We start from the raw sequence: 20985 nt of genomic DNA on the forward strand, positions 1-20985 counted from the left end.
ACCTAATAAATAGCGCCCTTGAGGGAGTGCGGACATGGGTGAGCAGGGCCATCCCGAGCTGCAGTGCGGGCTCGGTTCGTGGGACAGCGACATGTACGGCAATCACCGGATCCTGGTGCGCGCCCCCTCGGGCGGCCCCGTTCTCGGGGCGGAACTGCCGTGGCGGCGCAGGGATCCGGACCCCGGGGCGGTGGATGTCCTGGTCCTCGCCCCGTCCGGCCGCCGGGTACGGAACACGGTCCGGATCGAGGTGACGGCCGAGCGCGGCCGGATCGCGTTCGAGCCGGTGGAGGGTCCGGGCGACTACGCCGTGCACTATCTGCCGTACGCGCACACGGGCCGTCCCTACTATCCACAGGCCGCCTACCGTCATCCGACGCCGACCGCGGACCCCGACTGGGTGCACCGTTGTGGGCTGCACCGGCCGGACGGGGTCTGGGCGTCGCTGCCGCGCGCGGAGGCGTTCCGGTACGAGGCCGTGAGCACCGTCGACTCCTTCGCCCCGCTGGGGTTCGCGGCCACGGCCGACGAGTGTGCGGCGCTGACCGCTGCGCATCCCGACGAGCCGTTCCTGCTGTTCGGCGAGGACCGCGACCATCCGCTGGGCCGGTACGACCGGCTGCCCGCCCCCTGGGCCCACGCCGTGCCGTCCGCCGCGTTCACGGGTGCGGCGTCGCGCGGCGAGTTCTACGTGCTGCAGGCCGGGGTGTACGCGGTGGAGCCGCTGACGGAGATCCGTACCGAGGTCCGGGGACTGCCGTTCCCGGTCCGGTCGCTCAGTGCGGGCGGCACCGACGCACGCGGGGAGCCGTTCGAGAACCGGATCGATGTCGTCAGGGGGCATGTCCACGCCCTCTGGTTCGGCCTGGACATCCCGGAGGCCGCCGAACCCGGCACGTACGAGGGCGAGATCGCCGTACGCGCCCACGGCACCGGAGAGCGGGTGCTGCCGCTGCGGATCACCGTCGGTCCGCAGACCGTTGCCGACCACGGCGCCGGGGACCCCGCCCGGCTGGCCCGGCTGCGCTGGCTGGACTCGACGCTCGGCCAGGACGACGAGATCGTCCCGCCCTTCACCCCGGTGAAGGTGGCCGGACGCCGCCTGGAGATCCTCGGCCGGGCGGTGGAGATCGGCCCTGCCGGGCTGCCGCAGCGGCTCGCCTCGTCGTTCACCTCCGGGGTGACGGGCACGGACGGTCCGGAACGCGATCTGCTCTCCGGACCGGTCGCGTTCACGGTCGGCCACCCGCTCGACCACGGTCCACTGAGGCTCGACCGGACCGGACCGGCGCGCGTCCGCTGGTCCTGCGGGGCCACCGGCCCAGGTCTCCGGCTGCGCACCGAGGGAGCATTGGAGGCCGACGGCCTTCTCGTCGTACGGACGACTGTCGAGGCGGTCGACGAGCTCGCCCTCGACGTGCGCCTGGACGTGCCAATCCGGGCGGACATCGCCCGGTACGCGATGGGTCTCGGGCTGCCGGGGCAGGTCTGCCCGGAGACGTACGACTGGCAGTGGGACACCCCCGCCCACAACCAGGACGCGCTCTGGCTCGGCTCCCCCGCCGCGGGTGTCCAGCTCTCGCTGCGCGACGAGCACTACGCACGGCCGCTGAACACCAACTACTACCGCGAGAAGCCCCTGGTCACGCCTCGCTCCTGGGCCGGCGACGGCAGCGGCGGGGTCCGGCTGCGCACCGAGGACGGGGCGCGGACGGTGAGCGCGTACAGCGGTCCGCTGCGGATGGCCGCCGGGGAGAGCCGCTGCTTCGAACTGCGGCTGCTGCTCACCCCGTTCAAGCCGATCAGGCCCGGACTCCAGCTCGCCGAGCGCTACTTCCATGCGTACGCCGCCCCCGCCGAGGTCGCCGCGTACGGTGCGAACGTCGTCAACATCCATCACGCCACGCCGCCCAACCCGTACATCAACGACCCGCTGCTGGCCGCCGATGTGCTGCGGGACTACACCACCGAGGCACACCGGCTCGGCATCCGTGTCAAGGTGTACGACACCGTGCGTGAACTGACCCGGCACAACCCTGAGCTGCCCGCCCTCGCCTCCCTGGGCAGCGAGGTCCTGGCGCCGGGGCCCGGCGGCGGACACGCCTGGCTGCGCGAGCATCTGGGTACGGACTACGTCCCCGGCTGGGTGGCGCCCGACGTCACCGATGTGGCTGTCGTGACCTCGGGCGACTCGCGCTGGCACAACTCCTATGTGTGCGGAATCGACCGGCTCCGCCGCCGGATCGGGGTCGACGGACTCTACCTCGACGACGTGGCGTACGACCGGACCACCATGAAGCGGGTCCGCAAGACACTGGCCCGGTCCGGCGACACCGCGCCGCTGATCGATCTGCACTCCTGCAACCAGTACCGGGAGCCGGACGGCTTCGCGTCCAGCGCCAATCTGTACGCGGAGCTGATGCCGTACACCGACCGGCTCTGGCTGGGCGAGCTGTTCGACTACGAGGGGACCGACCCCGCGTACTGGCTGGTGGAGCTCTCCGGGATTCCGTTCGGGCTGATGGGCGAGATGCTGGAGGGTGGCGGCAACCCGTGGCGGGGCCTGGTCTTCGGGATGACGGCGCGCGCCCCGATGACCGATGTCCGGCCGCTGTGGCGGGCCTTCGACGCGTTGCGGCTGCCCGAGGGCGCCTTCACGGGATGGTGGGCGGACGAGCCGCCCGTGGCGACCGGCCGGGCCGATGTCCTTGCCTCCAGCTGGCAGGGACCGGGCGGGACGGCGACCGCGGTCGCTTCGTGGGCATCGACGCCGGTGGAGTGCGTGCTGACCGGCTCCGGCGACCCGGTCGCGGCATACGCACCCGCGATCGAGGGTTTCCAGCCGGAACGCTCGTTCGCGGCGGGCGAGCCGGTCCCGGTCGCGCCGGGCCGGGGGTGGCTGCTGTCCGTACGGCCGGCGCCCGCTCCCCGCTGACCGTCACCGACCCCGCACTCGGCCACGCCGCAGGCCCGGCCGAGTGCGGGATCGCGCGCGCCGCACGTCGCCCGCCCCCTGTCCGTTCAGCGCCCGGCCGACCGTTCACCGCACCATTCGCCGCTCCGTGCGACCGCTCGTCGCACGCCTCGGTGCATCTTCTGTTCGTCGCGGCCTCGATGCGTTCGTATACGGCGCAGGCAGCGGCGAGGCGGCAGGGGCCTCCGCGGGAAAGGGGCGTTCACGATGACCACGACGACCGATGAGCGGGCCCTCGCGGAGTTGCAGCGCGAACACGGTCCCGCGCTCCTCCACTTCCTGCTCGGTCTGACCTTCGGCGACCGGCAGCGCGCCGAGGATCTGCTCCAGGAGACGCTCGTACGCGCCTGGCAGCACCCCGAGGCGTTCGACAGTCCGTACGAATCGATGCGGCCCTGGCTCTTCACGGTCGCCCGGCGGCTGGCGATCGATGCGCGCAGGTCCCGTCAGGCCCGGCCGACGGAGGTCAGCGACCTCGTACTGGAGAGCGCCCCGGGCCGGGAGGACACGGCGGAGGCGACCGTCGCCGCGCTCGATGTCCGCGAGGCGGTCCGGACGCTCAGCCCGGAGCACCGTGCGGTGCTGGTCCAGATCTACTTCCGCGGGCTGAGCGTGGGCGAGACGGCGCAGGTGCTGGGCATACCGGCGGGCACGGTCAAGTCCCGTTCCTACTACGCGCTGCGCCTGCTCTCCCGCAACCTGCCCGGCTACTCCAGCAGGTCCTCCTCGCTCAGCAGGCCGAGCAGGGACACCGTCTCCGCGACCTCCACATAGTCGGCGGCGCATGCGTCGCAGTCCTGCAGATGCTGCGAGACCAGCCGGGCCTCCCCGTCGTTGAGCGCATCGAGCACATACGCGCCGAGCAATTGCCGCATGTGCGGTCCCTCCCCGGGATCGGCGGTCATCGCAACCTCGTGTCTGTGACGGATCGGGTCGGACGGATCCTGTCCTTCTGGCCACGCGGGGCGCGCTCCCCCGGTTCAATGCTGCGTGTGGCCCGGTGCCGAGATGAGGAAGAGGCGAGACGGGATGCGTCCGGAACGTACGGATGGAACCAGTGGGGGCGGGCTGCTGGTCCCGATGGCCTGGATGTACGCCGAGTACATCGCCGATGAACTGCTGCGGACCGGCGACCTGATGGAGCCGTCGACGCTGGAGTACCGCGCGGGGCGCGAGGCGCTCGCCCTGACCATCTTCCTCTCCGACGGGGCGGTGGCCGATGCGCTGCCCGCGACCCGGATGGACGAGCTGCGGCTGCTCACGGCGTACGGGAGTACCTGGCGCCGCTGGGTCTGCGAGCGGCTCGACGCGGCGCCGTCCGCGGTCCCCCCGCCGGACGGCGGCCGGGATGTTCCGGATCCCGATCTGGCGCTGGCCCGGCGTGCCTGGCGGTGGCTGGACGAGACGGAGCTGCTCGCCACCGATCTCGACGCGATCGGGCCACCACCGTGGGAGCCGCTCGGCACCGAGGGCGACGAGGAGTCGGTCCAGGTGTGGACGCCCGCCTGGCAGCTGGGGCTGCCACTGGGGCATCTGGCGATCCATCTGTACTGAGCACGGCGGGTACCTTTGCTCCTCACGAACCGTGCACCCCGGCGCGGTACTTCGGCAGCCGCACCGTGATCTTCATCCCGGCGCCGATGCCCGTCTCGATCACGAGCCCGTAGTCGTCGCCGTACACCTGGCGGAGCCGCTCGTCGACGTTGAGCAGTCCGATGCCGGTGGAGTGTCCTCCTTCGCCGCGCAGGATGTGCCGCAGCCGTTCCGGGTCCATTCCGGTGCCGTCGTCCTCGATGACGACTTCTGCCTCCGAGCCCGCGTCCAGCGCGCTGATGGTGATGCGGCTGCGGGTGACGGCGCCTTCGAGTCCGTGCTTGACGGCGTTCTCGACCAGAGGCTGGAGGCACAGGAACGGCAGGGCGACGGGCAGGACCTCGGGGGCGACCTGGAGGGTGACCGCGAGCCGCTCACCGAAGCGGGCCCGGACGAGGGCCAGATACTGGTCGATGGAGTGCAGTTCGTCGGCGAGGGTGGTGAAGTCGCCGTGGCTGCGGAACGAGTAGCGGGTGAAGTCGGCGAACTCCAGAAGCAGTTCGCGGGCCTGCTCGGGGTCGGTGCGGACGAACGAGGCGATGGCGGCGAGGGAGTTGAAGATGAAGTGCGGGGATATCTGGGCACGCAGGGCCCTGATCTCGGCCTCGATGAGCTGCGTGCGGGACCGGTCGAGTTCGGCGAGCTCCAGTTGTACGCAGACCCAGCGGGCCACCTCTCCGGCTGCCCTGGCCAGGACCGCCGACTCGCGCGGGGCGTAGGCGATCAGGGTGCCGAGGACTCGGTGGTCGACGGTCAACGGCACGGCGACGGCCCAGCGCAGCGGGCAGTCGAGGTCGTCACAGTCGCTGTGGAAGGCGGTGTCGCGGCCGCTGGCGAGAAGCCCCTGCACCTGGTCCATGACGTGTCTGCCGTGGTGGTCGCCCTCGCCGTCCCAGACGAGGACCCGGTCCCGGTCGGTGAGACAGAGCGCGTCGGTGCCGAGCAGGGAACGCAGTCTGCGGGCTGACCTGCGGGCGCTCTCCTCGGTGAGTCCGGCGCGCAGCGGCGGCGCGGCGAGCGAAGCGGTGTGCAGCGTCTCGAAGGTGGCATGCTCGACGGGGGTGCCGACGTCGCTGGGGCGGACGGTGCGGGCCGTGCGGCGGCCGAGCAGGAACCCGGCGCCGAGCAGGAGGAGCACGAACAGGACGAGGACGGCGTACGTGGGCCCTGTCATCGGTGCCTCCCGGGTATCAGGGCCTCCGGCAGATGGAAGCGGGTCATCGCGGCATTCGTGCCGACCGGTATGCGACCGGGAGTGGCGAGCGACACCAGGACCATCGCGAGGAAGCCGACCGGGACCGACCAGACGGCGGGCCAGGCGAGCAGCGTGTGCGGCCAGCCGGGCGGGCGCACCGCACCGCTGACGGTGATCGCGACGGACAGGAACGCGGAGCCGCCGCCGAGCACCAGTCCGGCGATCGCGCCCTGTGGGGTGAGCCGCCGCCACCAGATGCCGAGGACCAGCAGCGGGCAGAAGGACGACGCCGATACGGCGAACGCCATCCCCACGGAGTCCGCCACCGGCACCCGGCTGACCATGAGCGACCCGGCCAGCGGCACACACATGGCGAGAACGGTGGCCAGCCGGAAGTGCCGCACGCCGCGCGAGGGCAGGACGTCCTGCGTGATGACGCCGGCGACAGCCATCGTGAGTCCGGATGCGGTCGACAGGAACGCGGCGAAGGCGCCGCCCGCGATGAGTGCGCCGAGCAGGTCCCCGCCGAGCCCGCCGACGACGCGTGCGGGCAGCAGCAGCACGGCGGCGTCCGCGTCCCCGCCATGGATCAGCTCGGGGGCGTACAGCCTGCCCAGTGCCCCGTACACGGGCGGCAGCAGATAGAACACGCCGATCAGGGCGAGGACGGCGACGGTGGTGCGCCGGGCGTCGCGGCCGTTCGGGCTGGTGTAGAAGCGGACGACGACGTGCGGCAGTCCCATCGTTCCGAGGAACGTCGCGATGATGAGCCCGTAGGTCGCGTACAGCGGATGGTCGGCCCGGAAAACGGACAGCTGCTCGTCGAAGGTGACCCGTGGCCGCCCGTCACCCTGCCAGGCCAGCACCAGGAAGATCGCAGGGACCAGAAGCGCCGTCAGTTTCAGCCAGTACTGGAAGACCTGGACGAAGGTGATGGACCGCATGCCGCCCGCCGCGACGGCGACCACGACGACGGATGCGACGAGCACATCGCCGAGCCAGCCGGGCGCCCCGGTCAGGATCTTCAGGGTGAGCCCGGCACCCTGGAGCTGCGGTACGAGGTAGAGCCAGCCCGCCCCGACGACGAGCACGCTCACCAGCCTGCGCACCTGCCGTGATTCGAGCCGCCCCTCCGCGAAGTCGGGCAGGGTGTACGCCCCCGAGCGGCGCAGCGGCGCGGCGACGAAGACCAGCAGCACCAGATAGCCGGCGGTGTAGCCGACCGGGTACCACAGCATGTCGGGGCCGTGCACGAGCACCAGGCCGGCGATGCCGAGGAAGGAGGCGGCGGAGAGGTACTCGCCGCTGATCGCGGCGGCGTTGAGCCGGGGGCGCACGGTGCGGGAGGCGACGTAGAAGTCCGAGGTGGTACGGGAGATGCGCAGCCCGAAACCGCCGACGAGGACGGTGGCGAGAACGACGGCGGCGACGGCCACCACCGCGTACGTGCGGCTCACTGCGCGGGTCGGCCTTCCACGAGCCGGGCGAAGTCGCGCTCGTTGCGCTCGGCCCGCCGCACGTACCACCAGGCGATCAGGGTCAGCGGCGGGTAGGCGGCGAAGCCGAGGACCGCCCAGACGACGGCGGCGCTGTGCAGGGCGGCGAAGACCAGCGGCAGCGTGCCGGCGACGACGGCGAGAACGGTGAACGCGGTGAGTCCGGCGCGCAGCTGGCTTCGCATCAGCGAGCGGACGTAGGCGCCGCCGAGCGCGGTCTGCTCGTCGATCTCCGACTGGGTGCGGTAGCGGGGCAGCGGGCGCACCCGCCGGGGCTCCCCCGTCACCACTTCACGCCGGGGCGTCGACTCTGCGGACATGGGCCCGGAGTGTACGCAGCCGGGGACCCCTCTGGGAAGCTTTCGGACCTGGGTAGTCCCTGGTCAGCGGCCGGTCTGCCGCATGAGCAGATCACGCAGGGCGCGGGTGTGTCGGCGGCTCACGGCAAGCGACGCGGTGCCGATGCGGACGCTCATGCTGCCCGCGTCGAGCCGCAGTTCGTCGATCCGGCCGAGGGCGACGAGATGGCGGCGGTGAATGCGGACGAAGCCGCGCGAGCGCCAGCGTTCCTCCAGGGTGGTGAGGGGGATCCGGACGAGGTGGCTGCCGCCCGCGGTGTGCAGCCGGGCGTAGTCGCCCTGCGCCTCCGCGTACGCGATGTCGTCGATCGGGATGAACCGGATCACTCCGCCCAGTTCGACGGCTATCTGGTCGGCTGCGGTGTCCTGGAGGGAAGCGGAGCGGTCGCCGACCTGTTCGGCGACGCGGCGGACGGCTTCGGCCAGGCGTTCGCGACGGACAGGCTTGAGGACGTAGTCGACGGCCTTGAGGTCGAAGGCGTGGAGGGCGAACCCTTCGTGGGCGGTGACGAAGACGATGAGCGGGGGCGCTGCGAACCCGGCCAGCAGCTGGGCGACATCGAGTCCGGTGAGGCCCGCCATGTGAATGTCGAGGAAGACGACATCGATGGCGGACGGGTCGTCGGGACCGGCGTCGACGGCGCTGCCGATCCGGCGCAGCGCCTCGGTGGCCCCGGTGGCGCCTTCGGCGCTGCGGATGCGGGGGTCGGCGCGCAGGAGGTAGAGCAGCTCCTCCAGGGCGGGTGCTTCGTCGTCGACGGCGAGTACACGCAGCATGAGGCCGGAGTGTAGAGCGTGTCCGGCGGTGTTGGCTTGAGTGATTCACGGGTGCGTTCCGTACCAGACTGCATGCGCACCCCGGAACCTCATCGCCATGTCGGCGCCTATGCACTGGGCGTGCTGAGCGCTGCCGATGTCTTCCGCTTCGAGGAGCATCTGGCGCAGTGCCCGTTGTGCGAGATCCGGGCGGCGGAGTTCCGCGCGGTGACGGCGGTGCTCGGGGAGTACGCCCGGCAGACGCCGCCGGGGGTGGATCCGGTGGTTCGGGCGGGTCCCGAGCTGGTGCGGCGGGCGGTGGACGCGGTGGTGGCCGGGCGGCGCAGGAGCCGCCGCAGACGTCTCGCGCTGGTGGCCGCCGCGGTGGTCCTGGCGGTGGGCGGGCCGCTCGCGGTGATCGGCGCATCGGCTGGGCCTGCGGGAACGGTGCGGGCGCAGCGATGGGCGGCGACGGACCGGGCCACGGGGATGGCGGCCGTGGTCACGGCCGGGGCGAAGGAGTGGGGCACGGACGTCGGTCTGGAGGTGGCGCGGGTGCCGGAGGCGGGGGTGTGCGCGCTGGTGGCGGTCGGGCGGGACGGCAGCGAGGAGACGGTCACCACGTGGTCGGTGACCGGGCCGGACGAGAAGACGCTGGTGGTGCACGGCGGGGCCGCGTTGCGCCCGGCGGCCATCGACCGTTTCGAGGTGCGTGCCGCGGACGGGCGGCAGCTGCTGGAACTCACCCGCTGAACTGCCCTATTTGAGGAGTCGGGAGAGGCGACGGTCGGCCAGTGGCCTGCCGCCGGTCTGACAGGTCGGGCAGTACTGGAGCGAGAAGTCGCTGAACGAGACCTCCCGGATGGTGTCCCCGCAGACGGGGCACGGTTCGCCCGTGCGGCCGTGGACACGCAGCCCGCTCTTCTTCTCCGCCTTGAGCTTCCCGGCCGCCACTCCGCTGGAGCGTGCGACGGCGTCGCGGAGGGTGGTGCGCAGGGCCGTGTACAGCCGGGTGATGTCGTCGTCGGTGAGGCTCGCGGCGAGCGTGAACGGAGACATCCTCGCGGCGTGCAGGATCTCGTCGCTGTAGGCGTTGCCGATGCCCGCGATCAGGGACTGGTCGCGGAGGGCGCCCTTGATCCGGCGCCGTTCCCCGGCGAGCAGTGCGGCGAACGCGTCCCGGTCGAAGGAGGCGTCGAGCGGGTCGGGTCCGAGGCGGGCGATGCCGGGCACCTCGCCGGGGTCGTGCACGAGGTACACGGCGAGGCGTTTGGTGGTACCTGCCTCGGTGAGGTCGAAGCCGTCCCCGCCGGTGAGTACGGTACGCAGCGCCAGGGGCCCCTTGCCGGGGCGCGGCGGGGCGGCGGGGAAGCTGTCCTTCCAGTGCAGCCAGCCCGCCCGGGCCAGATGGGTGATCAGATGCAGCGGGCCGACGCCGATGTCCAGAAACTTGCCGCGCCGGGCGATGCCGGTGACCGTGCCGCCTTCCAGGGCGGTGAGCGGTGGGTCGTACGTCTTGAGCACACTGACGGCGAGCGGCAGGACGCGGGCGATCTCCTTGCCGGCCAGGTGCTCGTCGAGAAAGACCCGCAGCGCCTCGATCTCCGGTAGTTCGGGCATGGATCCCAGGATGCCGCAGCCCGCTGCGCCCTGCCACCGCCCTCAGAGGCCGTAGGTCCGCTCCGCGGTGGTCGCGAAGACCGCCGACCGCTCGTCCGCGCCCAGTCCGTCGGTGAGGGCGCGTGCGGCGTCGACGACCTCCGTATAACTCGCCGCGAGCCGGCAGACCGGCCAGTCGGAGCCGAACATCAGGCGGTCGGGCCCGAAGGCGTCGAGGACGGTGTCGGCGTACGGGCGGAGATCGTCGACCGTCCAGGAGCGCAGGTCGGCCTCGGTCACCAGGCCGGAGAGTTTGCAGACGGTGTTGGGCCGGTCGGCCAGCGCCCGGACGTCTTCCGCCCAGGGGTGCAGGCTCCGGGTGGCGATGGGCGGCTTGCCCGCATGGTCGAGTACGAAGGTGAGTTCCGGCAGCAGCGCGGCGGCCCTGACGGTTGCGGGCAGCTGGTGGGGCTGGACGACCAGATCGTAGACGAGTCCGGCAGCGGCCACGGCGGACAGTCCGCGCTGCACCTCGGGGCGCAGCAGCCACTCGGGGTCGGGTTCGCCCTGGACCTGGTGGCGGATGGCTACGAGCCGGTCGCCACCGGGGAGTTCGCGCAGGGCGGCGAGGGTGTCGGCAATGCCGGGCGCGGTGAGGTCGGTCCAGCCGACGACGCCCGCGACGAGGTCGTTGCCGTCGGCCAGGGCGAGGAACTCGGGGGTCTCCTCGGGGACGGTGACGGTCTGGACGAGGACCGTGGCGTGCACCCCGGCGGCGCGGGCCTCGGGCTCCAGGTCGGTCAGGGTGAAGGTGCGCCGGAGCGGGGCCAGTTCCTCGCCGTTGATCCACTCCTGGTCGCGCACCGACAGGTCCCACACGTGGTGGTGGGCGTCGACGATCCGTTGCCGGCCCGTCATGTCACAGCTCCCAGGCGACGGGGAGACCGGCTTCGGCGCCGTCCGACGAGTAGTCGTGGGCCACGTCGAGGAGTTCGTCCATCCGGGCCTGCCAGGCGACGTTGACGGGCAACTGCTCGAGCTCGGCGAGGAGCCGGGCGTAGTCCTCGCACTCGATGACGTGGAACAGCTCGGTGCCGCTGCGCCAGATCGTCCAGGAGGTGGCGCCCGCCGCGCGGATCGCCGCGGTGAGCTCCGTGGGAACTTCGCGGTGCGCCGCCTCGTACTCCTCGATCCGGTCGGCGCGGACCTTGGTGTGCAGGGCGATTCTCATGGCCGGTGTCCGTCCTCGGTGAGCAGGCCCTCGGCGCGCAGTTCGTCCCAGAGGGCGTCGGGGATCTCGCGGGAGAGCAGGTCGGCGGCGTCGCGCATCTCGTCGGGCGAGCGGGTGCCGACGAGCACCGTGGCGACGGCGGGGTGGGCGAGCGGGTAGCGCAGGGCGGCGGCGCGCAGCGGTACGCCGTGGCCCTCGGCGACGGCCTTGATGCGCAGGGCCCGGTCGAGAAGGGTCAGCGGGGCGGCCGTGTAGTCGTACGTCGCACCGGGGCGCGGGTCGGCGAGCAGTCCGGAGTTGAAGACTCCGCCGACGACGACGCTGCGGCCGCGTGCGGTCGCCTCGGGCAGCAGCTCGGCGAGCGCGGACTGGTCGAGCAGGGTGTAGCGCCCCGCGCAGAGGACGGTGTCCACGTCGGTGTCGCGGAGGAAGCGGGTGAGCATCGCGGTCTGGTTCATGCCCGCGCCGATGGCTCCGACGACGCCTTCCGAGCGCAGCTTCTCCAGGGCCGGGTAGGCCTCACGGAAGGCGGATTCGGCGTGGTCGTCCGGGTCGTGCAGATAGGCGATGTCGATGCGGTCGAGTCCGAGCCGTTCGAGGCTGTCCTCGATGCTGCGGCGTACCCCGTCGGCGCTGAAGTCCCAGCGGCGGCGGTGGGTGGCGGGCACGGCGAAGCCTTCGGAGAGGCCGTCGAACGAGGCGATCGGGTCGGCCGGGAGGGGGTCGAGCAGCCGGCCGACCTTGGTGGAGACCACGTAGGAGTCGCGCGGCCGGTGACGCAGGGCCGCGCCCAGCCTGCGTTCGGAGAGACCGAGCCCGTAGTGCGGTGCCGTGTCGAAGTAGCGGACGCCCTCGTCCCAGGCGGCGTCCACGGCGGCCGCGGCCTGGGCGGGGTCGACCTCACGGAAGAGATTGCCGATGGTGGCGGCCCCGAAGGACAGCTCGGTCACCTCGACCGCACTGGTTCCCAGCCTGTTTCGCCGCATGCCGCTGCCGCCCTCACCGATGATCGTTAATTCCTGCACAACGAATATTCATCGGATCACTTCGGCGCGTCAACACCCCTGACCCCACGAATTACCGCGCCGCCGCCAAAATCTGTCCGATCTATCAGGACCGTTGGGAGGGTTGACTGGCCGGCAGCAGGGCGAGGAGCTCGCGCAGCTCGTCCTCGGCGCAACGGGCCAGCCGCTCCAGGTCGGAGACCGCCTTGCCGTCGGCCACCAGGCCGATCTGCACCCGGCCGCCGTACGTGGACAGGGCGATGGCCAGTGACTGCCCGCGCGCCAGCGGCGCCATCGGGTAGACGGCGCGCAGCGGGCAGCCGCCCAGCGAGAGCGCCGAGCGTGGCAGGGGCACGCTGGTGACCAGCACGTCGAAGAGCATCCTGGCGGCGCTGCCGGCGAGCGGGGCGCCGAAGCGGTGGGCCAGTGAGGGCAGTTGATCGGCGAGCACCGCGACGGCGCCCGCACCCCGCAGCGGTCCGGCGGCCTTGTTGCGGTCCATGGCGGTGCGGACGATGCGCAGCCGCTCCCAGGGGTCGGACTCGGAGACGGGGAGCCCGAGCAGATAGGCGGAGAGCCGGTTCCCGGAGGCTGCGCCGGTGCCGGGCCTGCGCCGGGAGACCGGCACGAGGGCGCGCGGGTCGGCGACCGGCAGCTGCTCGCCGCGCTCCACCATCCAGCGGCGGAGCGCTCCGGCGACGACGCCGAGCAGGACGTCGTTGGTGGTCCCGCCCGCGACCCGGCGGATCCGGTGGACGGACTCGCCGTCCAACTCCGCGGTGGCCAGCCGCCGGGTGCCGCTGGAGATCGCGGTGAGCGCGGGGGCGCCGCGCAGATCGAGGCGGCTGGCCCGCACGACGGAGGCACCGACCCCGAACGCCCGCGAGAGGTCCTCGATCCGGCCCAGCGCGAATCCGGCCACCTGGCGCGGTCCCGGCATCCACGAGCGGGGCGGGACCGGGCGCGCCCGACGGGCGCTCGCACCGCCGCGTGCGCGGGCTCCGAGGGAGGCGATCTCGTCGAAGATCCCGGCGCCGATGGCGACGGCGCGCATGCCGTCGGCGAGCGCATGGTGCAGCTTGACGAGCACGGCGAAGGGACCCTCGTCGGCGCCGGAGATGACGTACATCTCCCAGGGCGGCAGCCCCCGCTCCAGCGGCCGCTCCATCAGCTCACCGGCGAGCCGGGTGGCCCCGGCCATGAAGCCGCCGTCCGGCGACTCGTCGTCCCGGGGCAGCAGCACGCGCTGGACGTGACGGAAGACGTCGAAGTCCTTGTCGGCGGACCAGGCGGCGCCGCCGACCGGCAGCAGGACGTCCCGTACGCGCATCCGCAGCCGTGGGATCGCCGCGGCGCGGGCGCCGAGCAGCTCCACCACGGCGTCCGCGGTGACGCCCGGCGCCGGGGCGGGCGCCGGCGAGAAGACGGCGAGCGCGCCGAGGTGCATGGGGTGTGCATCGGTTTCGAGGTGCCAGAAAGCCAGATCGAGAGGTGCCAGTAGTTCAGTGCCCAACGGTTCCTCATGTCATCGAAGACAAAGATTGCCGGAGTCAACGACTGCCGCAGTCGCAGTCAATCGCTCGCGATCGGTTACGGTCAAGTACATACATGTTACTTTCTGTTACTGTCGGGTAGTCCGCATCACGCCCGTCGGCGTCAACCCTCGCCACATGTCACTCGCGCCCCGGGACGATGAACTCGCACCACACGCACTTGCCGCTGCCGCGGGACTCCACTCCCCAGGCGTCTGCCAGCCGGTCCACCAGCAACAGCCCACGCCCGGAGACGCCGGACTCCCCCGCGTCACGAGGGCGCGGCAGCGCGCTCGACCGGTCCTCGACATCGACCCGCAGCCGCCGTTCCGGCCCGGCGAGCACCCGGACGGTGACAATCGCCCCGCCGTCGGTGTGCATCAGCGCGTTGGTGATCAGTTCATCGGCGGCCAGCTCGACCTCGTCCGCAAGGTCCTTCGTGCCCCAGGCCCGCACCGCCGCGCGGATCATGTGCCGGGCCGAGCTCAGCGCCTCCGGATCGTTCTGGGCGACATGCTGCTGGAGCCGGCCGCCGGGCTGCGGCGCGTGGGCGGCTTTGCGGCGCAGCAGCAGGACCGCCACGTCGTCCTCGCCGCCCCGCTCGTCGACCGTTTCGCACAGCTGGTCGGCCAGCTTCTGGAGGTCCTGCGACCCGCCCCGGATCACGGAGGTCAGTAGCTGCATGCCCTCGTCGAGATCGGCGCCCGGCAGCTCCACCAGGCCGTCGGTGTACAGCACCATCGTCTGGCCGGGGTCCAGCTCGACGGTGCTGACCGGGTATTCGAGCCGGCCGAACTCGGCCGAGAGCCCCAGCGGCAGCCCTCCCTCGGCGGGCAGCCTGCGGCAGCTGCCGTCGACGTCGCGTACCAGCGGCTCGACATGCCCCGCCCGAACGAGCTGCACCACCCCGGTGGTCAGGTCGACCTCGGCGTAGGTGCAGGTCGCGAAGCGGTCGGTGTCGAGCTCATGGAGGAAGACGGAGGCGCGGGCCATGACGGTGGCCGGGCTGTGCCCCTCGGCGGCGTAGGCGCGCAGGACGATGCGCAGCTGTCCCATGACCGCTGCCGCGTCCGTGTCGTGGCCCTGAACGTCGCCGATGACGGCGCCCACCCGGCCGCCGGGCAGCGGAATGACGTCGTACCAGTCGCCCCCGATGTCCCGCCCGAGCCTCGCCGAGCGGTACCTGACGGCGATCTGCGCGCCCGGCACATCCGGGACCCGGCGCGGCAGCATGGCCTGCTGGAGCCCCTCGGCGAGGTCGTGCTCCTGCTCGTAGAGCATGGCCCGCTGCAGGCTCTGGGCGATGGAGCTGCCGAGGGCGACCAGCAGATTGCGTTCGTCGCCGGTGAAGCCGTCCTTGTCGCCGTAGAGGAGTCCGAGGGCGCCGATGGGGCGGGCCTGGGCGATCAGCGGCAGATAGGCGGCGGAGGTGATGCCGAGGTCACTGATGTGCGGCCACAGGATCGGGTACGAGGCGGCGAAGTCCTCGGCGGACTCGATGAAGCGGGGCGCGAGGGTGCGGACCACTTCACTCATCGGGTACGGCTCGTCCGTACGGGTGTACCGGGTGCCCGGCACGAAGGACCCCTCGGGCCCGTCGGCCACCAGATGGATGCGCCCTGCCTCGATCAACCCCATGACGAGGCTGGTGGCTCCGAGCAGAACCAGCCCCTGGGAGTGCTTGAGCACGTCGATGACGTCCCTGACGGTGCGGGCGTGGGCCAGGGCGGCCGTGGCGCCCTCCACCAGCCTCGTGCGCCGGCGCCGCTCCTCGTCCTGCTCGTGGCGGACGGTGGAATCGGCCAGCTCCTGGGTGGCGTCCCTGACTATGCCGATGATCCGGCGCGGGCGGCCGGTCTCGTCACGGCGGATGAAGCCCTGGGTGTGGGTCCAGCGCATCGTGCCGTCGCGCCGAAGGATCCGGAAGTACGCGCCGTAGTTGCTCTCTCCGCTCTTGAGTGCCTGCGAGACCAGTGCGTCGAGGCGCACCCTCTCGTCCGGCGGCACACGGGGGGAGAGGCTCTCCGGCCGGTTGTCGTATTCATCGGCCCGCAGGTCGAACACGTCGAGCGCGGGCCGGTCCATGTGCATGAGTCCGCTGTCGAGGTCCCAGTCGAAGCTGCCCATACGGTTCAGGGCGAGGCTGAGATCCGGGTGGGCGGGCCAGTCGTCCGGGAGTGACGGGGCACCCGCTACCCGATCGTCCATGTGGGACACTTTGCCATTAATTGTCCGATTCCTCGAACGATCCCGTCCGACGGACGGCAGGGCGAAGCGCTTCCGTGAACAGGTCCGGGCCCACGAGTGGTTGTCGCGGCTACCAGCCGAATCCGCTGGTGCGCCACTCCCGGCCGTCGGGTGTGACGGCGAGCGCCTCGTACCCGTCCAGCGACTCCAGCCAGCCGCGTGCTCCACCGCCCATGGCGAACGCAGCCGTGGCAAAGGCGTCCGTCAGGGTCAGCGCCTGCCCGACCACGGTGATCGACGCGAGGCCCAGGGCCGGTGTACCGGTGTGCGGGTCGAGGATGTGCGCGCCACGTTCGGCCGTTCCGGAGGTGGCGACGGCCAGATCACGCCCGGTCACCACGGTGGCCAGCGCCCCGCGGCGCAGGGGGTGGGCGACACCGATCCGCCAAGGGGCGCCGGGGGCGGCCTCGCCACGCAGTTGGAGGTCGCCGCCGCCGTTCACACAGGTGTTGTGCGCGCCGCTCTCGTACAGCAGCTGCGAGGCGGCCTCGACCGCCCACCCCTTGACCAGCCCGGAGGGATCGAGGACACCGCCGGGTGTGGCACTGAACCAGCCACGGCTGACCCGGGTGACATCGCCGCACAGGTCCAGGACCTCACGGACCTCGGCCGGACACGTGGTGAGCCCGGACTCACCGCGGCCGAGCCGGCTGATGGCACTGTCCGGACGGTAGGTGGAGAACACCGCGTCGACGTGGTGCAGTCCACGCACCGCATCGTCGAGGGCGCGACGGATCGCAGGGGTGGGCCGGTCCCTGATGTCGAAGGAGAACACCGTGCCCATCACGTGCTCGACATGGCGCAGCCCGTACGCGCGATCAGCCACCGGCCCGGTCCAATGCGCTCTGCAGGGACTCCATGTAGCCCTGACTGGTGTAGCTGGCTCCGGAGACGGAGTCGATGTCCGCGCTCTGGGCACCCAGCGCCTCCTGGGTGAGCCGGGGCAGCGCGAACGCGGCGATCTCCTGGTCGCGGCCGTTCTCATCGGGCGCCCGGAGCACCCGCACGGCGGTGAGCTTCCCCTTGACGAGGGTCGCGGCGACCTGCACCGGTCCGTACCGCGTGTCAATCGGATCGCCGTTGAACGTGCCCGTCGCGGTGGTGGCACCGGGCGGAGCACCGGTCGACGTGCGCGGGGAGACCGTGGTCGCCGGGCGCCTGCTCGCGTCGAGGAGACCGGGAGCCTGGTGCGGTTTCAGGGACAGCAGGACCACGACCAGGGCACTGGTACCGGTGGTGGTGAGGACGGCTCGGCGCATGGTGGTTCTCCTCGGGGCACTCGTCAGAACGCGAACGACTCGTGGTGGATGCGGCGGCGCGGCACTCCGGCGTCGCGCAGGGCGCGGATCGCCGCCTCGGTCATGCCGGGCGGACCGCAGAGGTAGACGTCATGCGCGGCCAGGCCGGGGACCAGACGGCTGAGAGCCGGTGCGGACAGGGGGGCATCCCCGTCGACGACGTAGTGGACCGTGGTGCGGCGGTGAGCGGCGATGGCGTCGAGTTCGGCGCGCAGCGCCAGGTCCTCGGTCCGTCGCGCGCGGTAGACGAGGGTCACCGGTCCGGGCAGCGTCTCGAACAGGGTCCGCAGCGGAGTGATGCCGACTCCGCCGGCCAGCAGCAGCACCTGGCGGGCGGTACGACGGCGCGCGGTGAAGCTCCCGTACGGCCCCTCGGCCCAGACCCGGGTGCCGGGTGCGAGACGCGCCAGCGCGGCGCTGTGGACTCCGCCGGCCTTGACGGTGATCCGCAGATGGCGGGGGTGGGCGGGCGCCGAGAGCGAGTACGGGTTGGCGGTCCACCACAGGCCTCGGGTGAGGAAGCGCCAGCGGAAGAACTGCCCCGGCTCGGCCCCCAGCTCGTCCAGGCGCTCTCCGGTGAGGTGTACGGAGACGACGCCGGGGGCTTCGGTGTGGACAGCGGTCACTGTCAGCCGGTGCCTCAGTCCGCGGCGTACCGGGACCACGAACCGGTACCAGACGACCAGGGCGGCGGCGCCCAGGTAGAGGGCGTACCACGCCAGCTGCGCGGGTCGGTTGCCGACGAAGTCGGCGCCGTCGGAGAGCTGGTGTCCGAAGGCGAGGAAGATCGCCAGATAGGTGGCGAAGTGGAGGTAGTGCCAGGTCTCGTAGCTCATCCTGCGGCGGGCGGCGCGGGCGGAGACGGCACCGGTGAGGAGCAGGAGCAGAAAGCCCGCGGTGCCCTTGAGGAGGTCCGGGTAGTGCAGGACCAGGACGGAGGTCTGGCTCACCACGTCCGTATGGGCGCTGACGGAGTAGCCCCAGATGACGAGAAGGGTGTGGGCCAGGACCAGGGAGACGGTCCACCGGCCGCCGGCAGCGTGCAGGCGCGCCAGCCGGTCGGTGCCGATGCTGTGGTCCAGCAGGGGGACACGGGCCATCAGAACCACCAGGACCGCGCACGCATACCCGGCCAGCAGCCCGGTGATGCGCCCGGCGTTGGTCAGCCGGCCCGCCGCGCCGACGACGGCGGACGTGTCGCTCCACCACAGAGCGAGGACTGCTGCGGCCCCCGCGCCGATGACGGCGGACACAAGATGCGGGGCGACGCTGCGCGGCGGGCGGCGGTGACGTGTGCCCTTGCTCGCGTACGGCGAAGCGGGGGCTGTGGTGGTCATGGGGCTCCCCTCGTAACAGACCGCTGGGGCGGTCGACAGCGGCAAGCCTCGCAGCGCATCCTCTGCGTACCTTCTGAATGAGCGGCGGCCGCCCCGGTCCACCGGGATTCCAGAGGGAATGCAGAGGCAACTCAGAGGGAACTCAGAGGCCCCCGGCGGCCCGCCGCCGTCCGCGCCGGGGGATGCTGGACAGATCATGGACAACCACCGCGCACAGCCGCCCCTGCACCGCCCCGACGGAGGCCCGGTGCGGGTGCTGGTCATCGACGACGAACCCGATCTGACCGAGGTGCTGGCCGGAGCACTGACCGGCGAGGGCTGGCAGGTCCGTACGGCCGCGGACGGCGCATCCGCCCTGGCCACGGCGCGCGAGTTCCGGCCGGACGCCGTCGTGCTGGACTGGATGCTGCCCGACATGGACGGGCTGCGCGTGCTGCGGGAGCTGCGCCGCGAGGCCCGTGAGGTGTGCGTGCTGTTCCTGACCGCCCGCGATGCGGTGGAGGACCGTATCGCCGGGATCACGGCGGGCGGCGACGACTACGTGACCAAGCCGTTCAGCCTGGAGGAGGTCCTCGCCCGGCTCCGCGGGCTGCTGCGGCGGGCGGGGATGGCCAGTGCGCCGGGCCGGCACCGGCTGACGGTCGGCGAGCTCACCATGGACGAGGAGGCCAGGGAGGTCCGACGCGGCGGCGCCGTCGTCGAGCTGTCCCGTACCGAGTTCGAGCTGCTGCGCTTCCTGATGCGCAATCCGCGCCGGGTACTGTCCAAGGAACAGATCCTCGACCGGGTCTGGGCATACGATTTCGGCGGCCGCGCCCATGTCGTCGAGCTGTACATCAGCTATCTCCGCAAGAAGATCGACGCGGGCCGCACTCCCATGATCCATACGGTGCGCGGACTGGGGTACGTCCTGAAACCGGATCCGTCATGAGGCGGCCGCCGCCGCACACACTGCGCGGGCAGCTCACCACCGGGCTCGTCCTGCTGCTCGCCGCCGCATGTCTCGCGGTCGGACTCACCACCGCCTTCGCCCTCCAGGGCTTCCTGGTGCGCCGCTTGGACCAGCAACTGACGGCGTCCGGCGGCAGGTTCCCCGCCAGCCTGGAGCACGAAGCCGCGCGGGACGCCGACAACCGCCCCGACTCGCGGGGCCAGGCCGACTCCACCTTCGGCGCCAGACTGCTGAACGGCCGGGTGACCCAGTCCGCCGTGGTCGATGAGCAGAACGTCCGCACGGTGCCGTTGACCGCCGACGACCGGCGCACGCTCGCAGCCGTGCCCGACGACGGGGAGGGCCGGAGCGTACGGCTCTCCGCGCTCGGTGGCTACCGGGTCGCGGCCGTCACCGGCGACGACCGGGACGTGCTGATCACCGGACTGCCACTGCACCCCGTGGAAGAGACCCTGCACCGGCTCGAAGCGGTCGAGGGGGTCGTGTTCGGCGCGGCCCTGCTCGCCACCGGGGTCGCCGGAGCCCTGTGGGTGCGGGTCTCCCTGCGCCCCCTGCGACGCGTCACGAAGCAGGCGGTCGGCGTGGCCCGGCTGCCGCTGGCCAGCGGCGAGGTCGCCATGCCCGACCCGCTGCCCGTCACCGATCCTCGCACCGAGGTCGGGCAGGTCGGCACCGCGTTGAACCGCATGCTCGGACATATCGGGGACGCGCTCGCCCGGCGGCAGGCGAGCGAGGAACGGCTGCGGCACTTCGCCGCCGACGCCAGCCACGAGCTGCGCACACCCGTCGCCAACATCCGTGGCCACGCCGAACTCGCCCTGCGCCACCACGGCCCTGTGCCCGCCGGGGTCCGGCACGCCCTGGAGCGTATTCAGTCGGAGTCCGGGCGGATGAGCCACCTGGTCGACGATCTGCTGCTGCTCGCCCGGCTCGACGCGGGGCGCCCCCTCGACCACGAACCGGTCGATCTGACCCTCCTCGTGCTCGACGCGACCGACGACGCACGGGCCGCGAGCCCCGGCCACCGCTGGCTCCTCGACCTCCCCGAGGAGCCCGTGACCGTCACCGGCGACGCGCACCGTCTCCAGCAGGTGATCGGCAATCTCCTCGCCAACGCCCGGGTACACACCCCGGACGGTACGGAGGTGACGGTGCGGCTCCGGGCAGAGGCCGCCGAGGTCCGGTTGACCGTCACGGACAACGGGCCGGGCATCCCCGACGCGCTGCTGCCGGAGATCTTCGGGCGCTTCGTCCGCACCGACCCCAGCCGCTCAAGGGCCACCGGCAGCACCGGACTCGGCCTGGCCATCGTCCGCGCGGTGGTCACCGCCCACGGCGGCACGGCCGATGTCGTGAGCCGGCCGGGACACACGGCATTCTGGGTGGCCCTCCCGCGCTGACCCAGGATCCTC

20 protein-coding genes are annotated in these 20985 nt (G+C 72.1%); 6 read left to right on the plus strand and 14 right to left on the minus strand.

Going from position 1 to position 20985, the window contains the following annotated elements:
- The first annotated feature begins 34 nt into the window (after positions 1 to 34).
- A complete protein-coding gene (locus tag OG972_RS03740) occupies positions 35 to 2935 on the plus strand; it encodes a glycoside hydrolase domain-containing protein (protein WP_266978262.1) in 2901 nt (966 codons plus the stop codon).
- A 246-nt stretch (positions 2936 to 3181) separates the two neighbouring features.
- A complete protein-coding gene (locus OG972_RS03745; RefSeq protein WP_266978263.1) occupies positions 3182 to 3748 on the plus strand; it encodes a sigma-70 family RNA polymerase sigma factor in 567 nt (188 codons plus the stop codon).
- Here the strand turns inward: OG972_RS03745 and OG972_RS03750 are convergent.
- Complete coding sequence (locus OG972_RS03750; protein ID WP_266978264.1) at positions 3682 to 3879, minus strand: zf-HC2 domain-containing protein; 198 nt, start codon at positions 3877 to 3879, stop codon at positions 3682 to 3684. The genes OG972_RS03745 and OG972_RS03750 overlap by 67 nt on opposite strands.
- Positions 3880 to 4003: 124 nt before the next feature.
- On the opposite strand from OG972_RS03750, the gene OG972_RS03755 reads away from it, so the two are divergent.
- Positions 4004 to 4528 (plus strand): hypothetical protein, encoded by a 525-nt coding sequence (locus OG972_RS03755; protein ID WP_266978265.1) that lies wholly within the window; start codon positions 4004 to 4006, stop codon positions 4526 to 4528.
- A gap of 22 nt (positions 4529 to 4550) precedes the next feature.
- Here the strand turns inward: OG972_RS03755 and OG972_RS03760 are convergent, their stop codons facing one another.
- The 4 genes from OG972_RS03760 to OG972_RS03775 form a co-directional block, all read right to left on the minus strand.
- Positions 4551 to 5741, minus strand: coding sequence for a sensor histidine kinase (locus OG972_RS03760; protein WP_266978266.1), 1191 nt, complete (start codon positions 5739 to 5741; stop codon positions 4551 to 4553).
- Positions 5738 to 7219, minus strand: a complete 1482-nt coding sequence (locus OG972_RS03765; protein ID WP_266978267.1) for a cation acetate symporter — start codon at positions 7217 to 7219, stop codon at positions 5738 to 5740. Before OG972_RS03765 ends, OG972_RS03760 begins: the two co-directional genes overlap by 4 nt.
- Entirely contained in the window at positions 7216 to 7578 is a 363-nt protein-coding gene (locus OG972_RS03770) for a hypothetical protein (protein WP_266978268.1), read from the minus strand. Before OG972_RS03770 ends, OG972_RS03765 begins: the two co-directional genes overlap by 4 nt.
- 63 nt (positions 7579 to 7641) lie before the next feature.
- Positions 7642 to 8394: a LytTR family DNA-binding domain-containing protein gene (locus tag OG972_RS03775; RefSeq protein WP_266978269.1), complete on the minus strand. Its 753-nt coding sequence runs from the start codon at positions 8392 to 8394 to the stop codon at positions 7642 to 7644.
- A 72-nt stretch (positions 8395 to 8466) separates the two neighbouring features.
- On the opposite strand from OG972_RS03775, the gene OG972_RS03780 reads away from it, so the two are divergent.
- Positions 8467 to 9126, plus strand: a complete 660-nt coding sequence (locus OG972_RS03780) for an anti-sigma factor (protein WP_266978270.1) — start codon at positions 8467 to 8469, stop codon at positions 9124 to 9126.
- Between the two features lie 6 nt (positions 9127 to 9132).
- Here OG972_RS03780 and OG972_RS03785 read toward each other — a convergent pair whose 3' ends face one another.
- From OG972_RS03785 to OG972_RS03825, 9 genes are all read right to left on the minus strand, one after another.
- On the minus strand, positions 9133 to 9993 hold the full coding sequence (locus OG972_RS03785) for an Fpg/Nei family DNA glycosylase (protein WP_266978271.1): 861 nt from the start codon (positions 9991 to 9993) through the stop codon (positions 9133 to 9135).
- Positions 9994 to 10035: 42 nt separating this feature from the next.
- Positions 10036 to 10890, minus strand: a complete 855-nt coding sequence (locus tag OG972_RS03790; protein ID WP_266978272.1) for an amidohydrolase — start codon at positions 10888 to 10890, stop codon at positions 10036 to 10038.
- Between the two features lies 1 nt (position 10891).
- Entirely contained in the window at positions 10892 to 11203 is a 312-nt protein-coding gene (locus tag OG972_RS03795; protein ID WP_266978273.1) for an L-rhamnose mutarotase, read from the minus strand.
- Positions 11200 to 12189, minus strand: a complete 990-nt coding sequence (locus tag OG972_RS03800) for an aldo/keto reductase (RefSeq protein WP_266990258.1) — start codon at positions 12187 to 12189, stop codon at positions 11200 to 11202. The genes OG972_RS03795 and OG972_RS03800 overlap by 4 nt, the downstream gene beginning before the upstream one ends.
- A 124-nt stretch (positions 12190 to 12313) precedes the next feature.
- On the minus strand, positions 12314 to 13720 hold the full coding sequence (locus OG972_RS03805) for a wax ester/triacylglycerol synthase family O-acyltransferase (protein WP_266978274.1): 1407 nt from the start codon (positions 13718 to 13720) through the stop codon (positions 12314 to 12316).
- A gap of 160 nt (positions 13721 to 13880) precedes the next feature.
- A complete protein-coding gene (locus OG972_RS03810; protein WP_266978275.1) occupies positions 13881 to 15947 on the minus strand; it encodes a SpoIIE family protein phosphatase in 2067 nt (688 codons plus the stop codon).
- Between the two features lie 109 nt (positions 15948 to 16056).
- The gene (locus tag OG972_RS03815; RefSeq protein ID WP_266978276.1) at positions 16057 to 16812 is read right to left on the minus strand and encodes an FAD:protein FMN transferase; all 756 of its coding nucleotides are present in this window, start codon (positions 16810 to 16812) and stop codon (positions 16057 to 16059) included.
- Positions 16805 to 17245 (minus strand): FMN-binding protein, encoded by a 441-nt coding sequence (locus OG972_RS03820; RefSeq protein ID WP_266978277.1) that lies wholly within the window; start codon positions 17243 to 17245, stop codon positions 16805 to 16807. Before OG972_RS03820 ends, OG972_RS03815 begins: the two co-directional genes overlap by 8 nt.
- A 23-nt stretch (positions 17246 to 17268) precedes the next feature.
- Positions 17269 to 18621 (minus strand): ferredoxin reductase family protein, encoded by a 1353-nt coding sequence (locus OG972_RS03825; RefSeq protein ID WP_266978278.1) that lies wholly within the window; start codon positions 18619 to 18621, stop codon positions 17269 to 17271.
- A 196-nt stretch (positions 18622 to 18817) separates the two neighbouring features.
- Between OG972_RS03825 and OG972_RS03830 the strand changes: the two genes are divergently transcribed.
- Positions 18818 to 19552: a response regulator transcription factor gene (locus OG972_RS03830; RefSeq protein ID WP_323135844.1), complete on the plus strand. Its 735-nt coding sequence runs from the start codon at positions 18818 to 18820 to the stop codon at positions 19550 to 19552.
- Positions 19549 to 20973 (plus strand): cell wall metabolism sensor histidine kinase WalK, encoded by a 1425-nt coding sequence (locus tag OG972_RS03835; RefSeq protein WP_266978279.1) that lies wholly within the window; start codon positions 19549 to 19551, stop codon positions 20971 to 20973. Before OG972_RS03830 ends, OG972_RS03835 begins: the two co-directional genes overlap by 4 nt.
- Positions 20974 to 20985: the final 12 nt, after the last annotated feature.

This window comes from Streptomyces sp. NBC_01669 (assembly GCF_026339735.1).
GTDB lineage: Bacteria > Actinomycetota > Actinomycetes > Streptomycetales > Streptomycetaceae > Streptomyces > Streptomyces yanii.